The sequence below is a fragment of the Streptomyces sp. NPDC002701 genome (assembly GCF_042889045.1).
In the GTDB taxonomy this organism is placed as follows: Bacteria; Actinomycetota; Actinomycetes; order Streptomycetales; family Streptomycetaceae; genus Streptomyces.
On sequence record NZ_JBIAQL010000050.1, the window covers coordinates 1 to 17,458 of the forward strand.

Annotated in this window: 16 protein-coding genes and 1 pseudogene; 6 read left to right on the forward strand and 11 right to left on the reverse strand. The window is 68.2% G+C overall.

Annotated elements, in window-relative coordinates:
- Positions 1-568: 568 nt before the first annotated feature.
- A complete protein-coding gene (locus ACFYXC_RS41090) occupies positions 569-2,962 on the forward strand; it encodes a Helicase associated domain protein (protein WP_389558170.1) in 2,394 nt (797 codons plus the stop codon).
- A gap of 48 nt (positions 2,963-3,010) precedes the next feature.
- On the opposite strand, the gene ACFYXC_RS41095 is transcribed toward ACFYXC_RS41090, so the two are convergent.
- The 8 genes and pseudogenes from ACFYXC_RS41095 to ACFYXC_RS41130 form a co-directional block, all read right to left on the reverse strand.
- The gene (locus ACFYXC_RS41095) at positions 3,011-3,895 is read right to left on the reverse strand and encodes an abortive infection family protein (RefSeq protein WP_389558201.1); all 885 of its coding nucleotides are present in this window, start codon (positions 3,893-3,895) and stop codon (positions 3,011-3,013) included.
- Between the two features lie 102 nt (positions 3,896-3,997).
- Positions 3,998-4,336: pseudogene (locus ACFYXC_RS41100) on the reverse strand (HNH endonuclease); the annotation flags it as partial.
- 154 nt (positions 4,337-4,490) lie between these two features.
- Positions 4,491-5,537 (reverse strand): hypothetical protein, encoded by a 1,047-nt coding sequence (locus ACFYXC_RS41105; protein ID WP_389558172.1) that lies wholly within the window; start codon positions 5,535-5,537, stop codon positions 4,491-4,493.
- Between the two features lie 118 nt (positions 5,538-5,655).
- Positions 5,656-6,042, reverse strand: a complete 387-nt coding sequence (locus tag ACFYXC_RS41110) for a restriction endonuclease (RefSeq protein WP_389558174.1) — start codon at positions 6,040-6,042, stop codon at positions 5,656-5,658.
- Positions 6,039-6,227 carry a hypothetical protein gene (locus tag ACFYXC_RS41115; RefSeq protein WP_389558175.1) on the reverse strand — a complete coding sequence of 63 codons (189 nt, stop codon included), beginning with the start codon at positions 6,225-6,227 and terminating at the stop codon, positions 6,039-6,041. Before ACFYXC_RS41115 ends, ACFYXC_RS41110 begins: the two co-directional genes overlap by 4 nt.
- A 95-nt stretch (positions 6,228-6,322) precedes the next feature.
- Positions 6,323-7,174, reverse strand: a complete 852-nt coding sequence (locus ACFYXC_RS41120; RefSeq protein ID WP_389558177.1) for a helix-turn-helix domain-containing protein — start codon at positions 7,172-7,174, stop codon at positions 6,323-6,325.
- A 29-nt stretch (positions 7,175-7,203) separates the two neighbouring features.
- Positions 7,204-7,731, reverse strand: a complete 528-nt coding sequence (locus ACFYXC_RS41125; protein WP_389558179.1) for a DUF6879 family protein — start codon at positions 7,729-7,731, stop codon at positions 7,204-7,206.
- A complete protein-coding gene (locus ACFYXC_RS41130) occupies positions 7,700-7,897 on the reverse strand; it encodes a hypothetical protein (protein ID WP_389558181.1) in 198 nt (65 codons plus the stop codon). Before ACFYXC_RS41130 ends, ACFYXC_RS41125 begins: the two co-directional genes overlap by 32 nt.
- 429 nt (positions 7,898-8,326) lie before the next feature.
- Between ACFYXC_RS41130 and ACFYXC_RS41135 the strand changes: the two genes are divergently transcribed.
- On the forward strand, positions 8,327-8,719 hold the full coding sequence (locus ACFYXC_RS41135; RefSeq protein ID WP_389558183.1) for a hypothetical protein: 393 nt from the start codon (positions 8,327-8,329) through the stop codon (positions 8,717-8,719).
- A 232-nt stretch (positions 8,720-8,951) separates the two neighbouring features.
- On the opposite strand, the gene ACFYXC_RS41140 is transcribed toward ACFYXC_RS41135, so the two are convergent.
- The 3 genes from ACFYXC_RS41140 to ACFYXC_RS41150 form a co-directional block, all read right to left on the reverse strand.
- Positions 8,952-9,764 carry a hypothetical protein gene (locus tag ACFYXC_RS41140; protein WP_389558185.1) on the reverse strand — a complete coding sequence of 271 codons (813 nt, stop codon included), beginning with the start codon at positions 9,762-9,764 and terminating at the stop codon, positions 8,952-8,954.
- A 137-nt stretch (positions 9,765-9,901) separates the two neighbouring features.
- Positions 9,902-11,821, reverse strand: coding sequence for a helicase HerA domain-containing protein (locus ACFYXC_RS41145; RefSeq protein WP_389558187.1), 1,920 nt, complete (start codon positions 11,819-11,821; stop codon positions 9,902-9,904).
- A gap of 326 nt (positions 11,822-12,147) precedes the next feature.
- Entirely contained in the window at positions 12,148-13,623 is a 1,476-nt protein-coding gene (locus ACFYXC_RS41150; RefSeq protein WP_389558190.1) for a SulP family inorganic anion transporter, read from the reverse strand.
- A gap of 415 nt (positions 13,624-14,038) precedes the next feature.
- Between ACFYXC_RS41150 and ACFYXC_RS41155 the strand changes: the two genes are divergently transcribed.
- From ACFYXC_RS41155 to ACFYXC_RS41170, 4 genes are all read left to right on the forward strand, one after another.
- Positions 14,039-14,488 carry a MerR family transcriptional regulator gene (locus ACFYXC_RS41155; RefSeq protein WP_389558192.1) on the forward strand — a complete coding sequence of 150 codons (450 nt, stop codon included), beginning with the start codon at positions 14,039-14,041 and terminating at the stop codon, positions 14,486-14,488.
- A 184-nt stretch (positions 14,489-14,672) separates the two neighbouring features.
- Positions 14,673-14,933, forward strand: coding sequence for a hypothetical protein (locus ACFYXC_RS41160; protein WP_389558194.1), 261 nt, complete (start codon positions 14,673-14,675; stop codon positions 14,931-14,933).
- A gap of 346 nt (positions 14,934-15,279) precedes the next feature.
- The gene (locus ACFYXC_RS41165; protein ID WP_389558197.1) at positions 15,280-15,882 is read left to right on the forward strand and encodes a hypothetical protein; all 603 of its coding nucleotides are present in this window, start codon (positions 15,280-15,282) and stop codon (positions 15,880-15,882) included.
- 289 nt (positions 15,883-16,171) lie between these two features.
- Positions 16,172-16,345: a hypothetical protein gene (locus tag ACFYXC_RS41170; RefSeq protein WP_389558199.1), complete on the forward strand. Its 174-nt coding sequence runs from the start codon at positions 16,172-16,174 to the stop codon at positions 16,343-16,345.
- Positions 16,346-17,458: the final 1,113 nt, after the last annotated feature.

The window sequence follows — 17,458 nt, forward strand, 5'->3', positions numbered from 1 at the left end:
CCCGCGGAGCGGGATATGCCCCGGCAAGCCGGGGCATAGAGCGCGAATTGCGCAAGCGCAATTCGGATTCCCGCGCAAGCGCGGAAATGGAATTCACGCAAGCGGAATTCCTAACAGAATGCAATTCGCGCAAGCGCGAATTGGAGGCGACCGCGCAAGCGCGATCGCCCAGGCTGACTACAAGGGGAGGTGCATCACGCGCGGGCCTGTGTAGGGCTTGGGGTTACTAGCCACCACCCCCGCAACGAGGGTGACGGACCGTCGGCCCGATCGGGTGCCGGCCCCACCGCAGTGACGGGTTCCGCTGCGCTCCACCCGAACCCCTCCCCCACCCTCGAAACCGGCCGCTCACGTTCACCAATAACCCGCCAGCATACCCTATGAACCCTGCCCTTGGGGTGGGATTCGGCCAAGTATCAGCCTACAGGGGGAAGCTGTCGCGTGGATGATGCATCACGGGTTCTGACTGTGTAGAGTCTGGGACCAGACACCACCCCGGCCCGCCACTCACCGCGCCGGACTCTCATTCCTATTACGCGCCGCATTCCGCGAAAAGGAGAACACGGGAATGGCCGTGAAACTGCGTGAACACCAGATTGAGGCCGTAGCCGCCATCGTGCGCGGTCTCGATATCCCGCCGGGCGGCATTCCCTGGAATGGTCTGCGCGGGCAGGTGCACGCCGCGTGCGGCACCGGAAAGACCATCATCGCGGCGGCTTCCGCAAAGCGGATTGTGCCCAAGGGCCGCATTCTCGTGGTGGTGCCGACCTTGGATCTCCTGGCGCAGACCGTGAAGGCGTGGAGCGGCGCCGGGCACAAGGGGCCGGCCGTCATGGTGTGCTCGCCCCTGGACGACCCGGAGCTGTTCCACCTAGGGGTCCGGAGCACCACGAACCCCGTGCAGCTGGCCCTGTGGCACAGCGCCGGGCCGGTGACCATCTACGCCACCTACGCCTCGCTGGGCGTGCTGGTGGAGGCGTTCGAGGGCGCCTACGGGCAGAAGCTCGCCCCGGTGGACCTGGCGGTGGTCGATGAGGCGCACAGGACGTCGGGCTCGATGGGTAAGGCGTGGGCGGACATCCACGACCAGACGAAGATCCCGGCGCACCGCCGGCTGTACCTGACGGCGACGCCCCGGATCTGGGAGGAGCGGCTGAACCGCGAGGTAGCCGAAGGGGTGCGCGATCCGCTGCCGCGCGAGATGGCGGCTTCCATGGACGACGAGAAGGTCTTCGGGCCGGTCTTGTACAAGCTGTCGCTGGCGTCGGCGGTGTCCCGGAAGCTGCTGGCGCGGTACCAGATCATCGTCCTGGAGCTCCAGGACCCGGTCGTCACCCCGGACCGGCTGATGGGCGAGGAACGGCACACCGAGGAGGTCCGCGGGCAGCGCCTCGGGGCGCTCCAGGCCGCGCTGCTGCACACGATGGAGCAGCACAACCTCCAGACCTGCATCACCTTCCACCACCGGACCATAGAGGCCGCGGCGTACGCGGAGGGCCTGGAGCGCGTGGCCAAGCGGCTGCACGCCGACCAGCCCGAGAAGTACCCGGCCGAGATCTGGGCGGACTGGCTGTGCGGCGAGCACGTCCCGGAGCGCCGGCGGGACGTGCTGGGGAAGTTCGGCTCCACCGCCCAGCGTGCGGTCCTGTCGAATTGCCGCGTCCTGGGCGAGGGCGTGGACATCCGGGCCGTGGACTCCGTGGCCCTGCTGGACCCCAAGGGCGCCCCGCACGACATCGTGCAGGCCATCGGCCGGGCGCTGCGCCAAAAGCCCGGACAGGGAAAGCTCGCTTCTTTGATCGTGCCGGTATTCCTCCAGCCCGATGAAAGCCCGGAGGATATGTTCACCTCCGGCTCGTACAAGCCGTTGGTGAAGGTTCTTGAGGGTCTGCGGGCTCACGATGAGGAAGCCGTGGAATTGCTGGCGATTCCGCAGGAGCCTCAGAAGGACGTCGCGCAGCCCTCCGAATACATCGGTGCCGCGCCCGCCGATAACGAGGAAGAAACCCGTCTGCTGCTCCGTTTTGCGGCTCCGCGTGATCCGGCGATGGTCGCCAACTGGGTGTCCTTCAACGTGATCGACACGGAGCGGCAGGACTGGGCGCGCGGCTGGGCAAAGCTCAAGGAGTACGCGGAGCGCGAGGGCCACGCCCGGGTGCCGTACGAGCACAAGGAGGGCGCGTTCCCGCTGGGGACCTGGGTCGCGGAGCAGCGACGGGCGTACGGGGCGGGGCAGATGAACGGCCGGCGGGCGGCGCGGCTGGAGAAGCTGGGCATGGCCTGGTCGGCGGCGGATGCGCGGTTCCAGGAGAACCTGGCGGCGGCCCGGGTGTACTTCGCGGAGCACTGGACGCTGTGCGCTCCGAGGTCGGCGGCGGCGCTGGACAAGCCGGTGGGGCAGTGGCTGTCCAACCTACGACGTCCGGGTGCGCTGGAGGGGCACCCGGAGTGGGAGGCCGCGCTCCTGGCCGTGGACGAGGACTGGAACCCGTCGTGGCCCACCGAGTGGCAGCGGCACTATGCCGCGCTGCGCGAACTCGTGCGTGACGAGGAAAGCCCGGCGGAGGTCCTGCCCGGCTTCACTGTGCACGGCATGGACGTCGGCAAGTGGCTGGCGAGGCAGCGAAAGCCCGAGGTGTGGGCGGCCCTGACCGGCGGGCAGCGCGAGCGCCTGGAGGCCGTCGGCGTCACCCCGCCCGCCGCAGCCCCGGTGGAGCCGGACGTGCCCGCAGAGCCGTCCACGGCACCCGTGAGCGCCTTCGACAGGGGCGTTGCGGCTCTGGTGCAGTACAAGGCCCGTACGGGCTCTGTGAAGGTCCCCAGGGGTCACGTAGAGACGTTGCCGGACGGGTCGGAGGTGAAGCTCGGGGTGTTCCTGTCCAACAGCAAGAGCCGCCGGGCGAAGCTGACCGTCGACAAACTCACCGCGCTCGCCGCCGTCGGGCTTGAGTGGGCAGGGTGACGGCATGGTCAAGTGTCTGCCTTGCCTCGATTATCAGAGCGGGCATGCTCAAGAAGCCACTTTTGGCGTCTGAGGCTGGGCTGGAACTGTGGACTTCCTCCAAGGCGCTGCGGGGTCCCCGAGGGTGTCGAGCATGAGCTGGCACCAGGTGATGGCCGCGTTGGCAGCCAGTTGGGCGTGACGGATTCCAAGATTGGTAGGCGCGCTGGCCTGCCCGTGTCCAGTGCCATACCCGCGGTTACGGAGTTCTGCCACGCCGACGGCGATCGACGCCACGCCACCAAGGATTTTCTTAACTGCGTCCGTGCCGTCCGGGCCGGGAGTGACAGACGAGGCATCGAGATGGAGGGCCTTCTGAGCCTGTTTGACGAGCGCTGGAACCTTCGCGTGCTCCTCGATGGCGACGCCCCGTTCTCGGAGTACGGTCTTCGCGGTCGCCTCGATCAGCTGCTTTGCGCTTCCGATCGCGGCAGCTGGATCGTCTGCGATCGTACGGCTGACCCGTTCCAGCTCCGCAAGGATGCCTGACGGGTCAGTCAGCTTCTCCAGGTGCCCCGTGGTCACGGGGCGGCGCAGCCAGGAAATCCGTCCACGATCGTCCACGCTGAGGCCGTCACGTTCCAGCTTGACGGTGACTTCCTCCAGCCAGTTGCCTTCCCAGCCGCTCTGTCGACAGTGGCGGATGAAGTCTTCGAAGACGAGAAGAGCACGAGCGACCTGGGCGTAGTCCGTCCAGTCGACCGCAGCGGCGTACGTCTCGAACGTGGTACGGCGCACGCTGGTGTCGTCGTAGTTCAGTTCGTCCTCGGGAACGGGGGCGAAGTTGTGGTTCTGCCAAGCTTCGGTCACGAGACGCACCGTCATGTCGGTCGCCAGCGACCGGAACTCGTTTCGGGTAGCGCGGCTGACCAGGTCTCTGCGATACGACGACATGTTCAGACGATACGGCTGGCCACTGACCTTGGAAGCGGAATTTCCCGGCTTCCCCCGCGCCTCCCCGTCGACTTCTGGGAGGTGGCCAATCCCGCGGCGGCTATTGCATGAGCGGCAGAGCGTGCGCAGGTTCTCTATACCGTGTCGGCCGCCTGCCGACTGGTGCTGTATGTGATCGATGCTGAGATCATCTTCGGAACCGCACGCGAGACACCGGAAGCCATCGCGCCTGAGCACAGCTATTCGCGTGGTTTGACGGGGCCGTCGCGGAAGGACCTCATGAGCGCAGCAGCCACAGATGAACGCCGGGACGAACGACCGGTCGTCTCCCCAGGCGCGCGGATCGGCGTAGTACTCGTCGGGATCATCCGGCACCTCATGGCATCCGCAGGTGCACCCTGGAAGCCGTACGTAGCTGGTGTACGTGTCCTTGTCACTCACTACGCCAGCCTAGAGGTGCTCCAAGACCTTGGAGCGGGGCATCGCGGCCATGGCGCGGGGCCGGGTGAAAGCTGCGGCACCGCACTGGTGTGCGTGTAGACCTTGCGGTTATCGGCCCGGCCCTCGGTCGCGACGCAGTCGGCAGCTGCGGCTTCTACCCGCCGAAGACCGTGCTGTACGCCTGCTGACCTTGTTGGATGGTGGTGGTCAGGGCGGCCGACGCGGCGCCGATCTGGGTCAGTCGGCCCATGACGTTGTCGTACGCGGACCGGAGGCGTCCGGGCTGGGCGGTCTCGCTGTCGGCTTCCTCGCCGAGGACTTCGGCGTCGTGGATGAGTTCGGCCTGCTGTTCAGGTTCGAGGCCGTAGGTCGGGGCGAGCTGCTGGACCAGGGCGGCGAACTCGCGCATGGCGGTGGGGTCGAAGGCGTTGTTGTGGTTGTGCTGCTCGACCTTGGCCTGGGAACCGGCGACCACGTTGGTGCCGGTGATGCTGTAGTAGTCGCCAGGGCGGGTGCGGTTGAGGTAGTCGCTCACGGTCGCTCCAGAAAGTACGCAGTCGATGCCATCAAGGGTGATGGCGACGGTTTTGGGCTGGGTGCCGGCGTCGGTGACGAGTCCGGAGTTCGTCAGGCGTGCCAGCGCGTAGTCGAGTTCGGTTCCTGAAAGGGCGCTGCCTGCGAAGTACGCCGCGGTGGTGTCCAGGAAGGCGGCCGGGTCGGTGGGGCGCTGGTCGTGCGCGGTGGCGTAGAGCCAGCGCAGGAAGCCGTCGGTGGCGTAGCGGTGCCGGGCGGCGGGTGCGCTGCGCAGTTGGGAGAGTCGGCGCAGTTCTACGCGTCCGTCGTCGGTGATCCGGTGGGCGTCGGGTGAGCCGAGGCTTCCCATGGAGTCGATGAGGCCGTCCCGCTCCAGCTCGGCGGCGAGGACCGCAACGTCTTCCAGAGGTGTGCCGGAGTGCTCGGCGTAGTCGGCTTGTCTTCCGAACCTGCGTTCAGGCAGCTGGCCGAGCCAGATCAGGTAGCGGACCAGCTCTGGGTCCTGTTCGATGCCCACGCCCAAGCCGGTGGTGCCGGCGGAGGCGGTGAAACTCCTGCCGCCCAGTGGCACAGTGATCGGGTACTTCTTGAAGGCCCGCTCGTATGCCTTGTTGATCTCCTTCACGTGCTTCTCAATCGCGCGCTGATCGATCTTGGTGCCAGCCATTTCGTCCCCTTCACGACGTACTGACACAAGCGTAGTGAGGGGTACTGACACCGAGCGGCCCGATCTGAGCACTAGCCCGGCCGCGTGAGCGGGGGCGGCCGTCTGCCCCCTCGGCAAACTACGGGGCGGCTGGGGCGGGTTCGGTGAGGCGGTCGAGCCGGGTGTATAGGGCGCGTACGAGGCGGGCGCGGTTCTGGACGCAGCCCGCGGTGTCCTTGAGCGGGGCGGACAGGCGGCCGTCGGCTTCGCGGAGGACGACTTCGGCGAGGGCGGCACGGCCGTCGCTCTTGGGCAGGGCGGCGGCGAGACGCCGGATGTCGGTGGCGACCGCGCGGGCGTGCCCGGTGAGCTGGAGGGCGATCTGCTCGTAGTCGCAGGGGGCGAGGTCCGGGTCCTTCCATGCGAGGACGGCTGTGACGAGGGCCTCGTGCGGGGCGCGGTCCAGGGGCAATTCGGCCTCGATCAGGCCCGTGGGGTCGTGGAGCACGGCGTGGGCTCCGTTCACCGCAGGCCCGCCGCGTCGTCGTCCTGGTCGTGGTCGCCGGTGGCGGCGGCCGGGGCCTGGACGGCGAGGAAGCAGGCGTAGCCGCGTACGGCGCGTTCCAGCAGCGCGGGAGAAGGCTGGTCGAAGTCGGGCCGCTGGAGTCCGGGGCCGTCGAGTGCGGGGCCGGTGGGTGTGGGCGCGCTCATGGGGCACCGCCTCCGTTGCTAATGCGTCGGGTGTCGTTCGACGCTACGGAGACCGCCGCTCCGTCCTCAACGAGATTGCGGGAAATTGCGGAAGTTCATTCCAGGGCGTCGATCGCGGCCCGGATGAGGGCGCGGGCGTCGTCGCCGTAGACGGCCATCTCCGCGAGGCCGGCGAACGCCTTCAAGTAGTCGGCGAGCTCGCGCGGCTGCGTCACCTTGATCTCCGCCGTCAGCGTCTCCACCACGGCCATGGTGTCGTCGTGGACGTAGAACGCCTCCAGCGGCCACACGGTGCGCTGCACGGTGAACGGGATGATCCCCAGCGAGACCGAGGCGAGCGGCATCACCGCCAGGAGGTGACGCAACTGCCCGCGCATCACGTCGGGGTCGGCGGTACGAAAGCGCAGGACGGACTCCTCCATCAGGACGACGTAGCGGTGCCCGCCCTCGTAGAGAAACCGGGAGCGGGCGACGCGGGCGGCGACGGCTTCGGCGACGTCGTCGGGGGTGCCCTGGAAGCGGGTGATCTGGTTCATGAGGGCAGTCGCGAACGCCGGGGTCTGAAGGAAGCCGGGCGGCACATTGGAGAGGTAGACCCGGCAGTGGCGGGTCTGCTCATGCAGGGCGAGCCAGTCCTCCTGGACCTGGCGCATGCCGTTGCGGTGCAAGCCGCGCCACTCCATGTACATCGAGTCGACCGCTCGGGCGGTGGCGATGAGGTCGTCGGCCTGGTCGTCCGCACCGCACGCCGAACACCAGGCGCGGATGTCCGCGTCCGAGGGCGCGACCGCGCCCTTCTGGATCCGGGTGGTCTTCGCGGGGTGCCAGCCGCACCGGGCGGAGAGTTCCTTCCCAGTGAGGCCAGCATCCTTGCGCAGGTGCTGCAACCGGACGGCGAGCGCCTCGCGGGCCGCTTGTGCGCTGGACGATGGGGAGGCGGTCGTCATGAGGTGGCGGCCCTTGGGTTGTGCGTCGGTCAGATGCGGTAGTCGGCGTGGTCGGTGGCAAGATCCCACACCGTGCGGAACGCCTCCGTGCACAGCTTGATGGCCTGCGGATCTTCGGTGTGGTCGGGCTCGAGGGCCTGGCCGTCACCGGAGAAGACGTTCCACCGCACGATCCGGTCGTCGATGAGCCAGAAGTCGTTGCCGGGCAGGGCGAGGGTGGAGGCGCGGCGGCGGGGCAGCCAGCGGACCTGTTCGCCGGCGCGGACGTTGGCGTCGGTGATGGCGTGCTCGAAGCGGATGTAGTCGGTGATGGGCTCGGACACGATCCGGGCCCGGAGGACCTTCACCCCGCGGGCCACGGTCCGCTCCACCAGCGGCAGCCACCCGCTCCAGTACTCCGAGTCGTCCGCGGGCACGCTCCCGTCCCGCAGGAACGCGTCGTAGACCTCCCGCTCCTCCCCCACGGCGTACACGTCGCGGAGCTCCAGGTGCAGGGCGTGGGTCCGGGCGGAGTCGAGCAGCTCCTCAAAGCTGGGTGCCGGCGGCCTCTGCCGCATCGCACGCCCTCCTGATCTGCTCCACCATGCTGAGCGGGATCCGGACGATCCCTTCGTCGTCTGCGGGCGGACTGTCCTGACCGCAGGAGGCCCGGGTCGCCGCATCGGCGAACTTGCCCTGCAGAACCAGTTCCGGGCCCTGGGCGGTATCGGTGTCCACCCACACCGCCGGGCAGTTCCCTCCACCCGAGTTCGGGTCCGTGCCGAAGAAAAGTAACGCCATGATCCCCTCCGAAGCGAGCCGGTTGCGCGTAGTTGCGTGACGACCGTCCCGCGCCCTGCATGCCCGGTCAATACCGCGGACCGGCCGACCGTCGCCGTGCCATCCGGACGGGTGATTTCCCTTCGCGTACGCGGACGCAGCCCTAATGGATGGGCGGATTTTTCAAGAGTTGTTTGTTCGGCACAGCTCTTTGAAGGCGAACAACGCCACATCCGCTATTCCTAGAGCGACCGACGCGGCCGCGCCAAGATCCTCAAAGTGACGGCAGCTACTACAGCTTGTCCGGATCAGCCAGCTACGCAGCATGATGCTGCTGCACATAGTCATCGCGATTCCTGTGCACCGCATCCCCAAACAGATCGGAGATCAAAAATGAAATCGAAGCACACAACGATGAAGTTCGGTGGAGTTCGCAAACTGACCTGGATGACTGCCCTGACGGCCGCCTTCGTCGGCCCCATGATCGCTGGAGTTCCGACCGCCTCGGCAGGCATCAACAACTGTGCTGGCATATGGGCTGAAGACGGCAGGGTCCACCTTCAGCACATCAGCAGCTGCTACTCCTACAACGACGGGCACGCCCATCACATCAACGTCTGGGGCGGCGGCCGCAGCCTCACCATCAATTACACGTACCACAACCGAACCCTGGATTGGTGGAGGGATTACCCGGTTGCCGACGGGACCACCGTTTGCGCAGAGATCTGGCACCACAAGCCAGGCGGAGGGTACGACAGCATCGGCCTTCCCTGCGACACGATGTGAGGACTCGGCCACCTGCTCTGCCCGGCGTTAGGTCAGGACTGCTCGCTCCTTGCACGCGTCGCACACCTGCGGGTCAGGCTCCCGTGCAGCGCTAGGCCAGCCCTTCGGACGCTGCGCGCCACCGACCGACGAACTCCTCCGGGGCACGGTCGTTGGGCCGTACGCCTCCATTGAACCGGGCCGCGGAGACGTCATGGCTGATACCCCGGGGCCCGTGTGTGTCCGAGCGAGGTCATCTCGTGGGGTCGTCCGGGTCGGTGAGCCAGTTGACGACGTCGGCGTCGGTCATCCAGATCGCCTGCGTCTCGTAAATCTCACCGTCCTGGATGACGTGGCCGCGGCCCCGGTGCTTGCTCGGCTCCGGGGCCGGGGCGGTGAGCGGGGCAAGGCGCTGCCAGGTGGTGGCGGAGACCCGGGCCAGGACGATCGTGCCGAACAGCTCGTGCGGCGCCGCCCCGAGGATGCTGGTGGCGGGCGTGCCGTCGAGGATGACGTGGACGCGGGCCGCGCGCCCGGACCACAGCGCGGCCTCGAGGGCGGTGACGGCCGGGGACGTGTGCGGGTCTTCCTTGTCGCGGAACGTCTTCCAGTAGCGGGTGAGCTGGCGCAGCGTGCTGTTGGTGCTGTCCATCGAGACGATGAGCCGGGGCGCGGCGTCGAGCTCGGTGTCGGTGAGGTCGAGGCGGCGCGTCAGTTCGTCTCCGAGGCCGACCAGGGCGTCGTGGATGCCGGCGACGTTCCCGCGGTGGGTGACGGTCGGCAGGCCCCTGGCCCACAGGTGGGAGATCCGCTTGGGGTCGAGGACCAGGGCGTGGGCGCCCTGGTGGAGGAACTGGGCGGTCAGGGAGCGCAGCACGGTGGTGCTGCCGCCGCCGGTGGCGGTGCAGACCAGGACGTGCGGGCATTCGGCGTCCAGGTCGACGGCGATGGCGTCGCCGTGAGTGCTGATGCCGATGAGCGCGGTCCCCTCGGGCAGGGCCTCTATCTGCTCGCGCAGGTCGGGGGCGGAGAAGCTGAGCATCGTCGGGAGCGCGGTCCTCGTCATGGCGGCGGTGTTCCTGTTCTGTGTGTGCCTGGTGAACCGGGTGTTCTCCTGGGCCGGGGGGATCGTGTCGGCGAAAGCGGACAGGTCCGGATCGGCGGGTAGCGGGTCGGAAATCCGACCCGCTACCCGCTTGGGGGTCAGTCGAGGTCGGTGGTGCCGGTGGCGGCGCGGGGCCGGTTGCGGGCCCACTTCTTGAGGTCACGGGCGCGGTAGAGGAGTTCGGCGCCGCGTTTGCCTGCCGGACTGGGGAAGGCCGGGTCGTTGGCGCGGGCGAAGCGCAGGGCGGCCAGGGTGATGCCGGGCAGGTGGTGTTCGGCGGCCTCGCGGAGCCCCACCGCCTGGTCGTCGTCGACCACGGCCGGGACCGGGGTAGCCGGCGGTGCCGTGGCGTCGGCCGCAAGCTCACCGGACGCGGTCGCTGGGTTCCGGGCGTCAGCGGACCGGTCTTCGTCCGTGGGCGGCTCGGAGGCGGGCGGGAGTTCGCCGGTGCTGGTGGGCGGGGTGTCGGCGAGGGAGTCGGCGGACGGCTTGTGCAGCTGCACCGGGACCGGCCCGTCGGCGGCCGCGGCCTTCGTGCCGGTGGTGGCCCACTCGCGGGCTTCGGCCTCGGTGAAGAACAGGATCTGCGTCTCCCGCGCGGACCCGCCGCTGACGACCTGGGCGCGGCCGTGGTGCTTGGTGGACTTCGGCGCGGGGTGGACCTCGGGGGCTAGCATCCGCCAGGCGTTGACGCTGTAGCGGGCCAGGATGCGGGTGGAGAACTGCTCACGGACCTCGGGCCCGCCGAGGGCGCGGGCGGTGGCGGACTGCGCGACCAGGAGGACGTGCATGCGCAGTTGCCGACCCATGTAGAGGATCTCGTTGAGCGCGTCGATGGCCGGAGAGACCTTCGGGGCGCCGGGCTCGCGGATCTTCTCCCAGTAGCGGGCCAGCATCTTCATCGTGGCGTTGACCTCTTCGAGGAGGATCAGCAGCCGCTGGCCAATGGCCTTGGGGTCAGCGTCGATGCCCAGGGCGTCGGCGACGCGGGTACGGTCCCGTCCTTCCCTGCCGAGGGCGATGAGCTGGTCGTGGATGTCGGCGACGTCGCGGCAGTAGGTGACGCCTTCGATGCCGTGGGCCCACGGGTGGGAGATCCGCTTGGTGTCGAGGACGATGACGCGCGAGCCGTAATGGAGCATCTGGCAGGCGATGCACCGCAGGGTGGCCGACTTGCCGCCGCCGGTGGAGGCGTTGACCAGGATGTGCGGAGACTGCGCGTCCAGGTCGACGGAGACGATCTGCCCGCCGGCACCGAACCCGATGATCGGCGCGGACTCCTTCGCCTTGGCCACCAGCTCCCGCGTCTTGGGGTCCTTGAAGAGAGCCTTCGCCGGAGGCTTGCGGGTCTTCTTCACCCGCACGTACGGCTTGCGGCCCTCGGGGTGCCAGTCGAACGTCACGCCCTCCAGGGCGAGCTTCTGGGTGACGAGGTCGGCGACGACGTCGCGGGAGAAGCCCAGATGCCGGGGCAGGTCGATGCGTATCTCCGCGTCGTCGTCGCTGAAGTTCTTCGGGACGTGGAGATAGCGGCGCGGGTCGGTCTGCTCCGCCAGTCCGAGCGGCCGGTGGATCGCGTCGTGCAGCGGCTGGACCCACTCGCGCATCAGCTCCCGGCGCTCACGGGTGAGGACCATGTACGCCGCGGTGCCCACCGTCAGGACAGAGGCCGCGCCGATCCCGCCGGGCTCCAGCGCGGCGAGCGCCGCCTCCCGGTTCTCCCACAGCTCCTGAACGCCTCGCACAGTGGCGTCCAGGTCCTGGGTGGCCAGGTAGCCGCTCTCCGCGACCCCGGCCCCCAGCGCGACGCGGAAGGACAAGCGCCGCCACCCGGGCTGGTAGGAGCGGCGCCGGACCTTGCCCTCCACCTTCGGCAGCACCCGGGTGCCCGCGCGCCAGAACGTGGCATCGGTCCGCTTTACCCCGTCCAGGTCCCGGCCGGCCAGGACCCGGCCGATCCCGCGCGCGAGGGAGTCGGCTTCCTTCTCCAGCTGCTTGTCGAACTTCGTCTGTGCCATGGCCGTGCCCTTTCGATCTGCGTCCCGGCACCTCACACCCGGAAGCGGACACGAACCGTAAAGCCGTTGGCCTGTGGATAGATCGCGGCGAAAAGCGGGCACGGAGCTGCGATCTGTGGATGTGACGACGCAGCACAGTTGGCAAATCAGCACGCTTGTTGGCAAACGGCGCCTGCCGTCACTCTGCGGAACCCTGCGGCCTCGTCCATGTGTAGGTCAGCCGTGCCGGGCGGAACGGCTCAAAGGCGGCTCGGCTGGACCGGTGAGAACGACGAGAGGACCCCGGCCGTAGCCGGGGTCCTCTCGTCGTTCGCGGTGCCAGGGGGTCAGTGGCTGGTGAGCTTGCCGTGGAGGTCGGCGCTCAGGTCGTTCAGCCCGGTGATTTCCACGGTCTTGCCGCGCTGGGTGTACTTGGTCTCGATCGCGTCCAAGGCGGCGACGGAGGATGCGTCCCAGACGTGGGCCTCGGACAGGTCGATGACGATCTTGTCCGGGTCGCCGGCGTAGTCGAACTGGCCGACGAGGTCGTTGGAGGAGGCGAAGAACAGCTCGCCGGTGACCCGGTAGACGACCGTGGTGCCGTCAGGGTCCAGGACGCTGTGCACGCGGGCGAGGTGGGCGACGCGCTTGGCGAAGATGACCATGGCGGTGACGGAGCCGACGACGACGCCGATGGCGAGGTTGTCGGTCGCGACCACCACGATCACGGTGATGGCCATGACGGCGATCTCACCTGCCGGCATCCGCTTCAGCGTCTTGGGGGCGATGGAGTGCCAGTCGAAGGTCGCGAACGACACCATGACCATGACGGCAACCAGGGCTGCCATGGGGATGTCGGAGACGACGGGACCGAAGACGATGCACAGCACCATCAGGAACGCGCCCGCCAGGAACGTGGAGAGGCGGGTGCGGGCGCCGGAGACCTTCACGTTGATCATCGTCTGGCCGATCATGGCGCAGCCGCCCATACCGCCGAAGAAGCCGGTGACGATGTTGGCGATGCCCTGACCGATGGACTCGCGGGTCTTGGAGGAGTGGGTGTCGGTGATGTCGTCGACCAGCTTGGCCGTCATCAGCGACTCCATCAGGCCGACCAGCGCCATGGCGAACGCGTACGGCGCGATGGTCGTCAGGGTGTCCATGGTGAAGGGCACGTCCGGCAGGCCCGGCACCGGCAACGAGGAGGGAAGTTCGCCCTTGTCGCCCACGGTCGGCACCGCGATGCCGGCCGCGACCGTGATGACGGTCAGGATGACGATCGCCACCAGCGGAGCCGGGATCACCTTGGTGACCTTCGGGAAGAACACCATCAGCGCCAGCCCGCCGATGATCAGCGGATACACCGCCCACGGCACGTCGTGCATCTCAGGCACCTGCGCCATGAAGATCAGGATCGCGAGGGCGTTGACGAAGCCGACCATCACCGAGCGCGGCACGAACCGCATCAGCTTCGCCACCCCGAGCGCACCCAGGACGATCTGGATGACACCGGCGAAAATGACCGCAGCGATCAGGTAGCCCAGACCGTGCTCACGGTTCAGCGGCGCGATGACCAGCGCGATGGCGCCGGTCGCGGCGGAGATCATCGCACGGCGGCCGCCGACGACCGAGATGACCACGGCCATGGTGAAGGAGGCGAACAGGCCGACCGCCGGGTCGACCCCAGCGATAATCGAGAAGGAGATCGCCTCGGGGATCAGCGCCAGGGCGACGACCAGGCCCGCGAGGACCTCGGTGCGCCAGACCTTGGGGTTGTTCAGCCAGTCGGGCTTGAGGCCGCGCAGCCGCGCGGCGGGAGTCACAGCAGCAGAAGACAAGGAGATGCGTACCTGTCGGGCTCGGGCACACCACAGGCAGGCCGGGGGTGTGCGGGAGGAGGCGCGGGAGACCGGCCGGCATCCCGCGGGCGGCCCAAGGCGGGCCGGGAAGTCGTGGAGGACGCGAGCCGGGGGCCTGGGCGGTGCCCGGCCGGGCGAGTCACGTCCGAAAGTGAAGGGTCACGGCGGGCAGGGGGCGGCGATCGGCGTCATGGGCTCGCGCACGCTCTCTCCTGCAAGAATCGGATCTTCGCCGGGGGCACCATCGGCCCCGGAAACGGCAGCAGCGGGGCAGCCAGGCCGCCCTCACCTTCATCAACTCTACCCTAACGTTAGAGTAGAGGTCGGTGGGTCGCACGGGACGCGGCCCGCCACAACGGGAAGGGCCAGGGACACGGGCGTGGACGACAAGCACATGCAGATCGGCGAGGTCGCCGCGCGGACAGAGCTGTCCCTGCGCACCATCCGGCACTACGAGGAGACCGGCCTGGTCATCCCCTCCGCCCGCTCCCAGGGCGGCTTCCGCCTCTACACCGAGACCGACGTCACCCGGCTCATGGTCATCCGCCGGATGAAGCCACTCGGCTTCACCCTGGACCAGATGCGCGACCTCCTGGACGCCACCGACCGCCTCGACAGCGACGACGCTCTCGACACCGGCGAGCGCGAGGCCCTGCTGGAGCGGGTGCGGACCTACCAGCAGGCCGCCGCCGAGCAGGTGGAGAAGCTGCGCATCCAGCTGGAACGTGCCGAGGACTTCGCCACCACCCTGGGCGCCCGCCTGGAGCAGAACGTCCCTGCGACCCGCCCGCCGGCCGGTCACACTCCGCGATCGCTGGTGGCCAACTAACCTGCGTCATCCTTGCCAACTACGAGGCGTCACCACTCTCTGACCTGGGGCACCCTGCGGCCGTTCTTGCCAACTAGCCTGCGTCGTCACAGTGGACAACTTTCCGGCCCGAAAATCGGCAGGCGCCCCGCCTGTGCGGCGCGGTCGGTACAACGGCGAGCAGGATCAATCCGGGAGGGGCTGCATGACCGAATACGACGACGACGCGCCCGAGTTCAAGGCCGCGGTGGAGCGCGCGAGGCAGTACGAGGCGATGGCCGCCCGGTACGTCAAGAAGGCGCTCGCGGGCGAAGCGGGCGCGGCACAGATGGCGCAGACGTTCGCGTCACTGGCGGCCACCGCCCGGATGGAGCGCCTGGACTGGCGTATGCGGGTGCTGGGCGACCAGCTCGGGGACGTGAAGAAGGCGATGAACGACCTTCGCCGCAAACTGCCCGAGCGGTGACGCCCGTCAGCCAGCAGCGGCGCTGCTTACCGTCTCCGACCTCCACTCGGGGTATGGATGAAGAATCAGCGAGGAGCGGCCAGGAAGGCAGCGGAGAACGCCGCGCGGCGCGCGGCCGGGGAAGCGGGCATCCCGTACGCCGGAGAGCTCTCAGAAGGACGCGCGTGAAGAGCTGACGGCGCAGGCGTGGCTGTTCAGGGCACATAGCTGCGTTGCGACAACACCGCATAGCCTCGTGTTGCTTGGGTGATCGACCGTCAGGGGGCCGTAATTGAGGGATAGAGACAGGCCGCGGAGCACTGCTGGCCAGCGCGCTGGCATGAGGACCGCACGAAGGCGCAGCGAGTTGCGTGCCAAGGACGCCCGGATTCAGGCAGAGCAACAGACGTTGGAGAGGACCCGTACCCGCGCCGAAAGCTGGGCGCTCATCGTCGCGGCGCTGGTGGGTGCCGCCAGTCTGTCAGTCACCGCATGGGGCACCTACTGGACTGCCCAGGTCGCGGAAGACCAGCTCACGCAGTCCAAGGAGCACAACGAGGACAAGGCGAGGGCGCAGGCATCAAAGGTCACGTTCTGGCTGGAGCGGCCCAAGGGCGAAAGCCGTGACGAGTTGGTCATCGTCAACCGGTCACTGGATCCGGTGAACCAACTGGTCCTGGACATCCGCTCCGGCAGCACTGCCATCATAAATCTGAATGTGCTCAACGCTTTCAGCGTGTTTCCACCCTGCTCGGAGATTCGCCTAGCGACTGCCGACCTGGTCCCGAACTTCGACGAACCACAGCACCTCCGCGTTACCGTGCAGTTCATTGACTCCGCGGGCATGCAGTGGGAGCGAGACTCCCTCGGTGTCCTACAGGCCGGCCATTACTTGCATTCCCTCCCGGAGAACGGTCCGCTCGAGAACACCCCTGTGAGACCCCTCAAGGAGTGCGGCTCGGATCAGTGACGTCTAAGGAATCCGGCGACTGCGGAAGGTACAGGACAACCGCCAGCTCTGGCTCCACGAACGCTACGGCGAGCGCCTCTTCCTCTACAACGTCACCGGCGACTGACACACCCCGTCAGCGCCCGCCCGCCTATTCCGGCGGGCGGGCGCGTCGCCCAACTGGCTGTCATCACCCACAGCGGTGCACCCGCGCCACCGGCTCCTCACTCACCGTCCTCCCCGCCGATCTCGTTCGGCGTATGCAGCACGGAGGGGGAAACCGACGCGCAACCGGCAAGAACAGCAGGATGTGCGCGATGAGCTGACGGCGCGGGTGTGGCTGTCCGCTGATCCCAGCCGCCGGCTGCGTACCATCGCTGCCCGTGGCGGCCTGCGGCCCGAGCAGATCCTGGCCCAACTCGCGGACCAGGTCCGCATGGACGACACCGGCGCCCTGACCGTCAACACCTTCACCCCACGCTGACCGGGCATTGCGCGTATCAAGAGGCTGGCTCGTACCCGCGATCTGGCGAACACAGGTCAGCTGAGCGCCGACGCGTGACCGGCAAGACGACGCCCCGACCTCCGAGGCCCGCCCACACACTCGCTCGCCCGTCCCTTTCTCTTCATTCTTCCGGGCTGGCGGGGTGTGGGGGTGTGCCGAGGGGGTTGTCTGGCTTGAATCAGGGCCGGTCGGGGTGCGGTGACCTGCGGGAACGAGCAGGGCCGGAAGCGGGCGCCCTCCCTCATGGCCTACGCGATGTCCTACCTCATGGCCTACCTCCTGCCCTCCCTCATGTCCTCCCCATGGCCCGGAGCTCCGGGGCGGTGACGTCCCGGTCGCGCGCGGCCGCTGCCGACGCGCGAGAAGGCCGACCAGGCACCCGATCCCCCGACGTGCTCGCCGCGCCCGCCCGCTTCCCACCCACCCTTTTCTTCCAGGTGAGGCGGGCGCGGGGTGCTCTGAGGGGGATGGCAGCACCCCGACCACGCGACAACAGGCGTGGTCACCTGCGTAAACGCCGCACGATTCAGAAGGGGTGCGCAACCTCCAGCGCAACACCCTGCGCAACCCCGTACGCAACCTCCAGCGCAACCCCGTACGCAACCGTGGCCGCCCCTGATCAGCGCAGCCTGTCAGCGGTCATGCGCGGACCCTCGACGCGCGCGAAGCCCGGCCGGCTCGCTCCCCCGCGGCTCTCCCCTCGTCCGCCGCTCCCTCCCCTTCACTCAGAAGAGGCGGACGAGGGGAGATCCAAAGGGGATGTCAGCACCCCGACCACGCCCTTACCGGCGCGGTGACCTGCATAAACGCGGGCTCGCTGCCATTTGATCCAGCATTCCCGGCCGTCAGTGCTGCGGGTGAAGTAATGCATGTGTCTGCATGCCTCGCACTCGCGCTGCTTCCCCGGCCCAATGGGGATCGCTGGCCGGGGAGCCGTGCGTTTAGGTCTTGTCCGGGATGGTGTCGTCGATGATGATCTGCGGTTGCGGGTCGTCCAGGCTTCTGGCGGATTTGATCTTGTCGACCTCGGGAGCGAGGGCGTTGTATACCCGGCGGGAAGCGGCAGTGTTGTCCTTCTCGCCGTTCCATTTA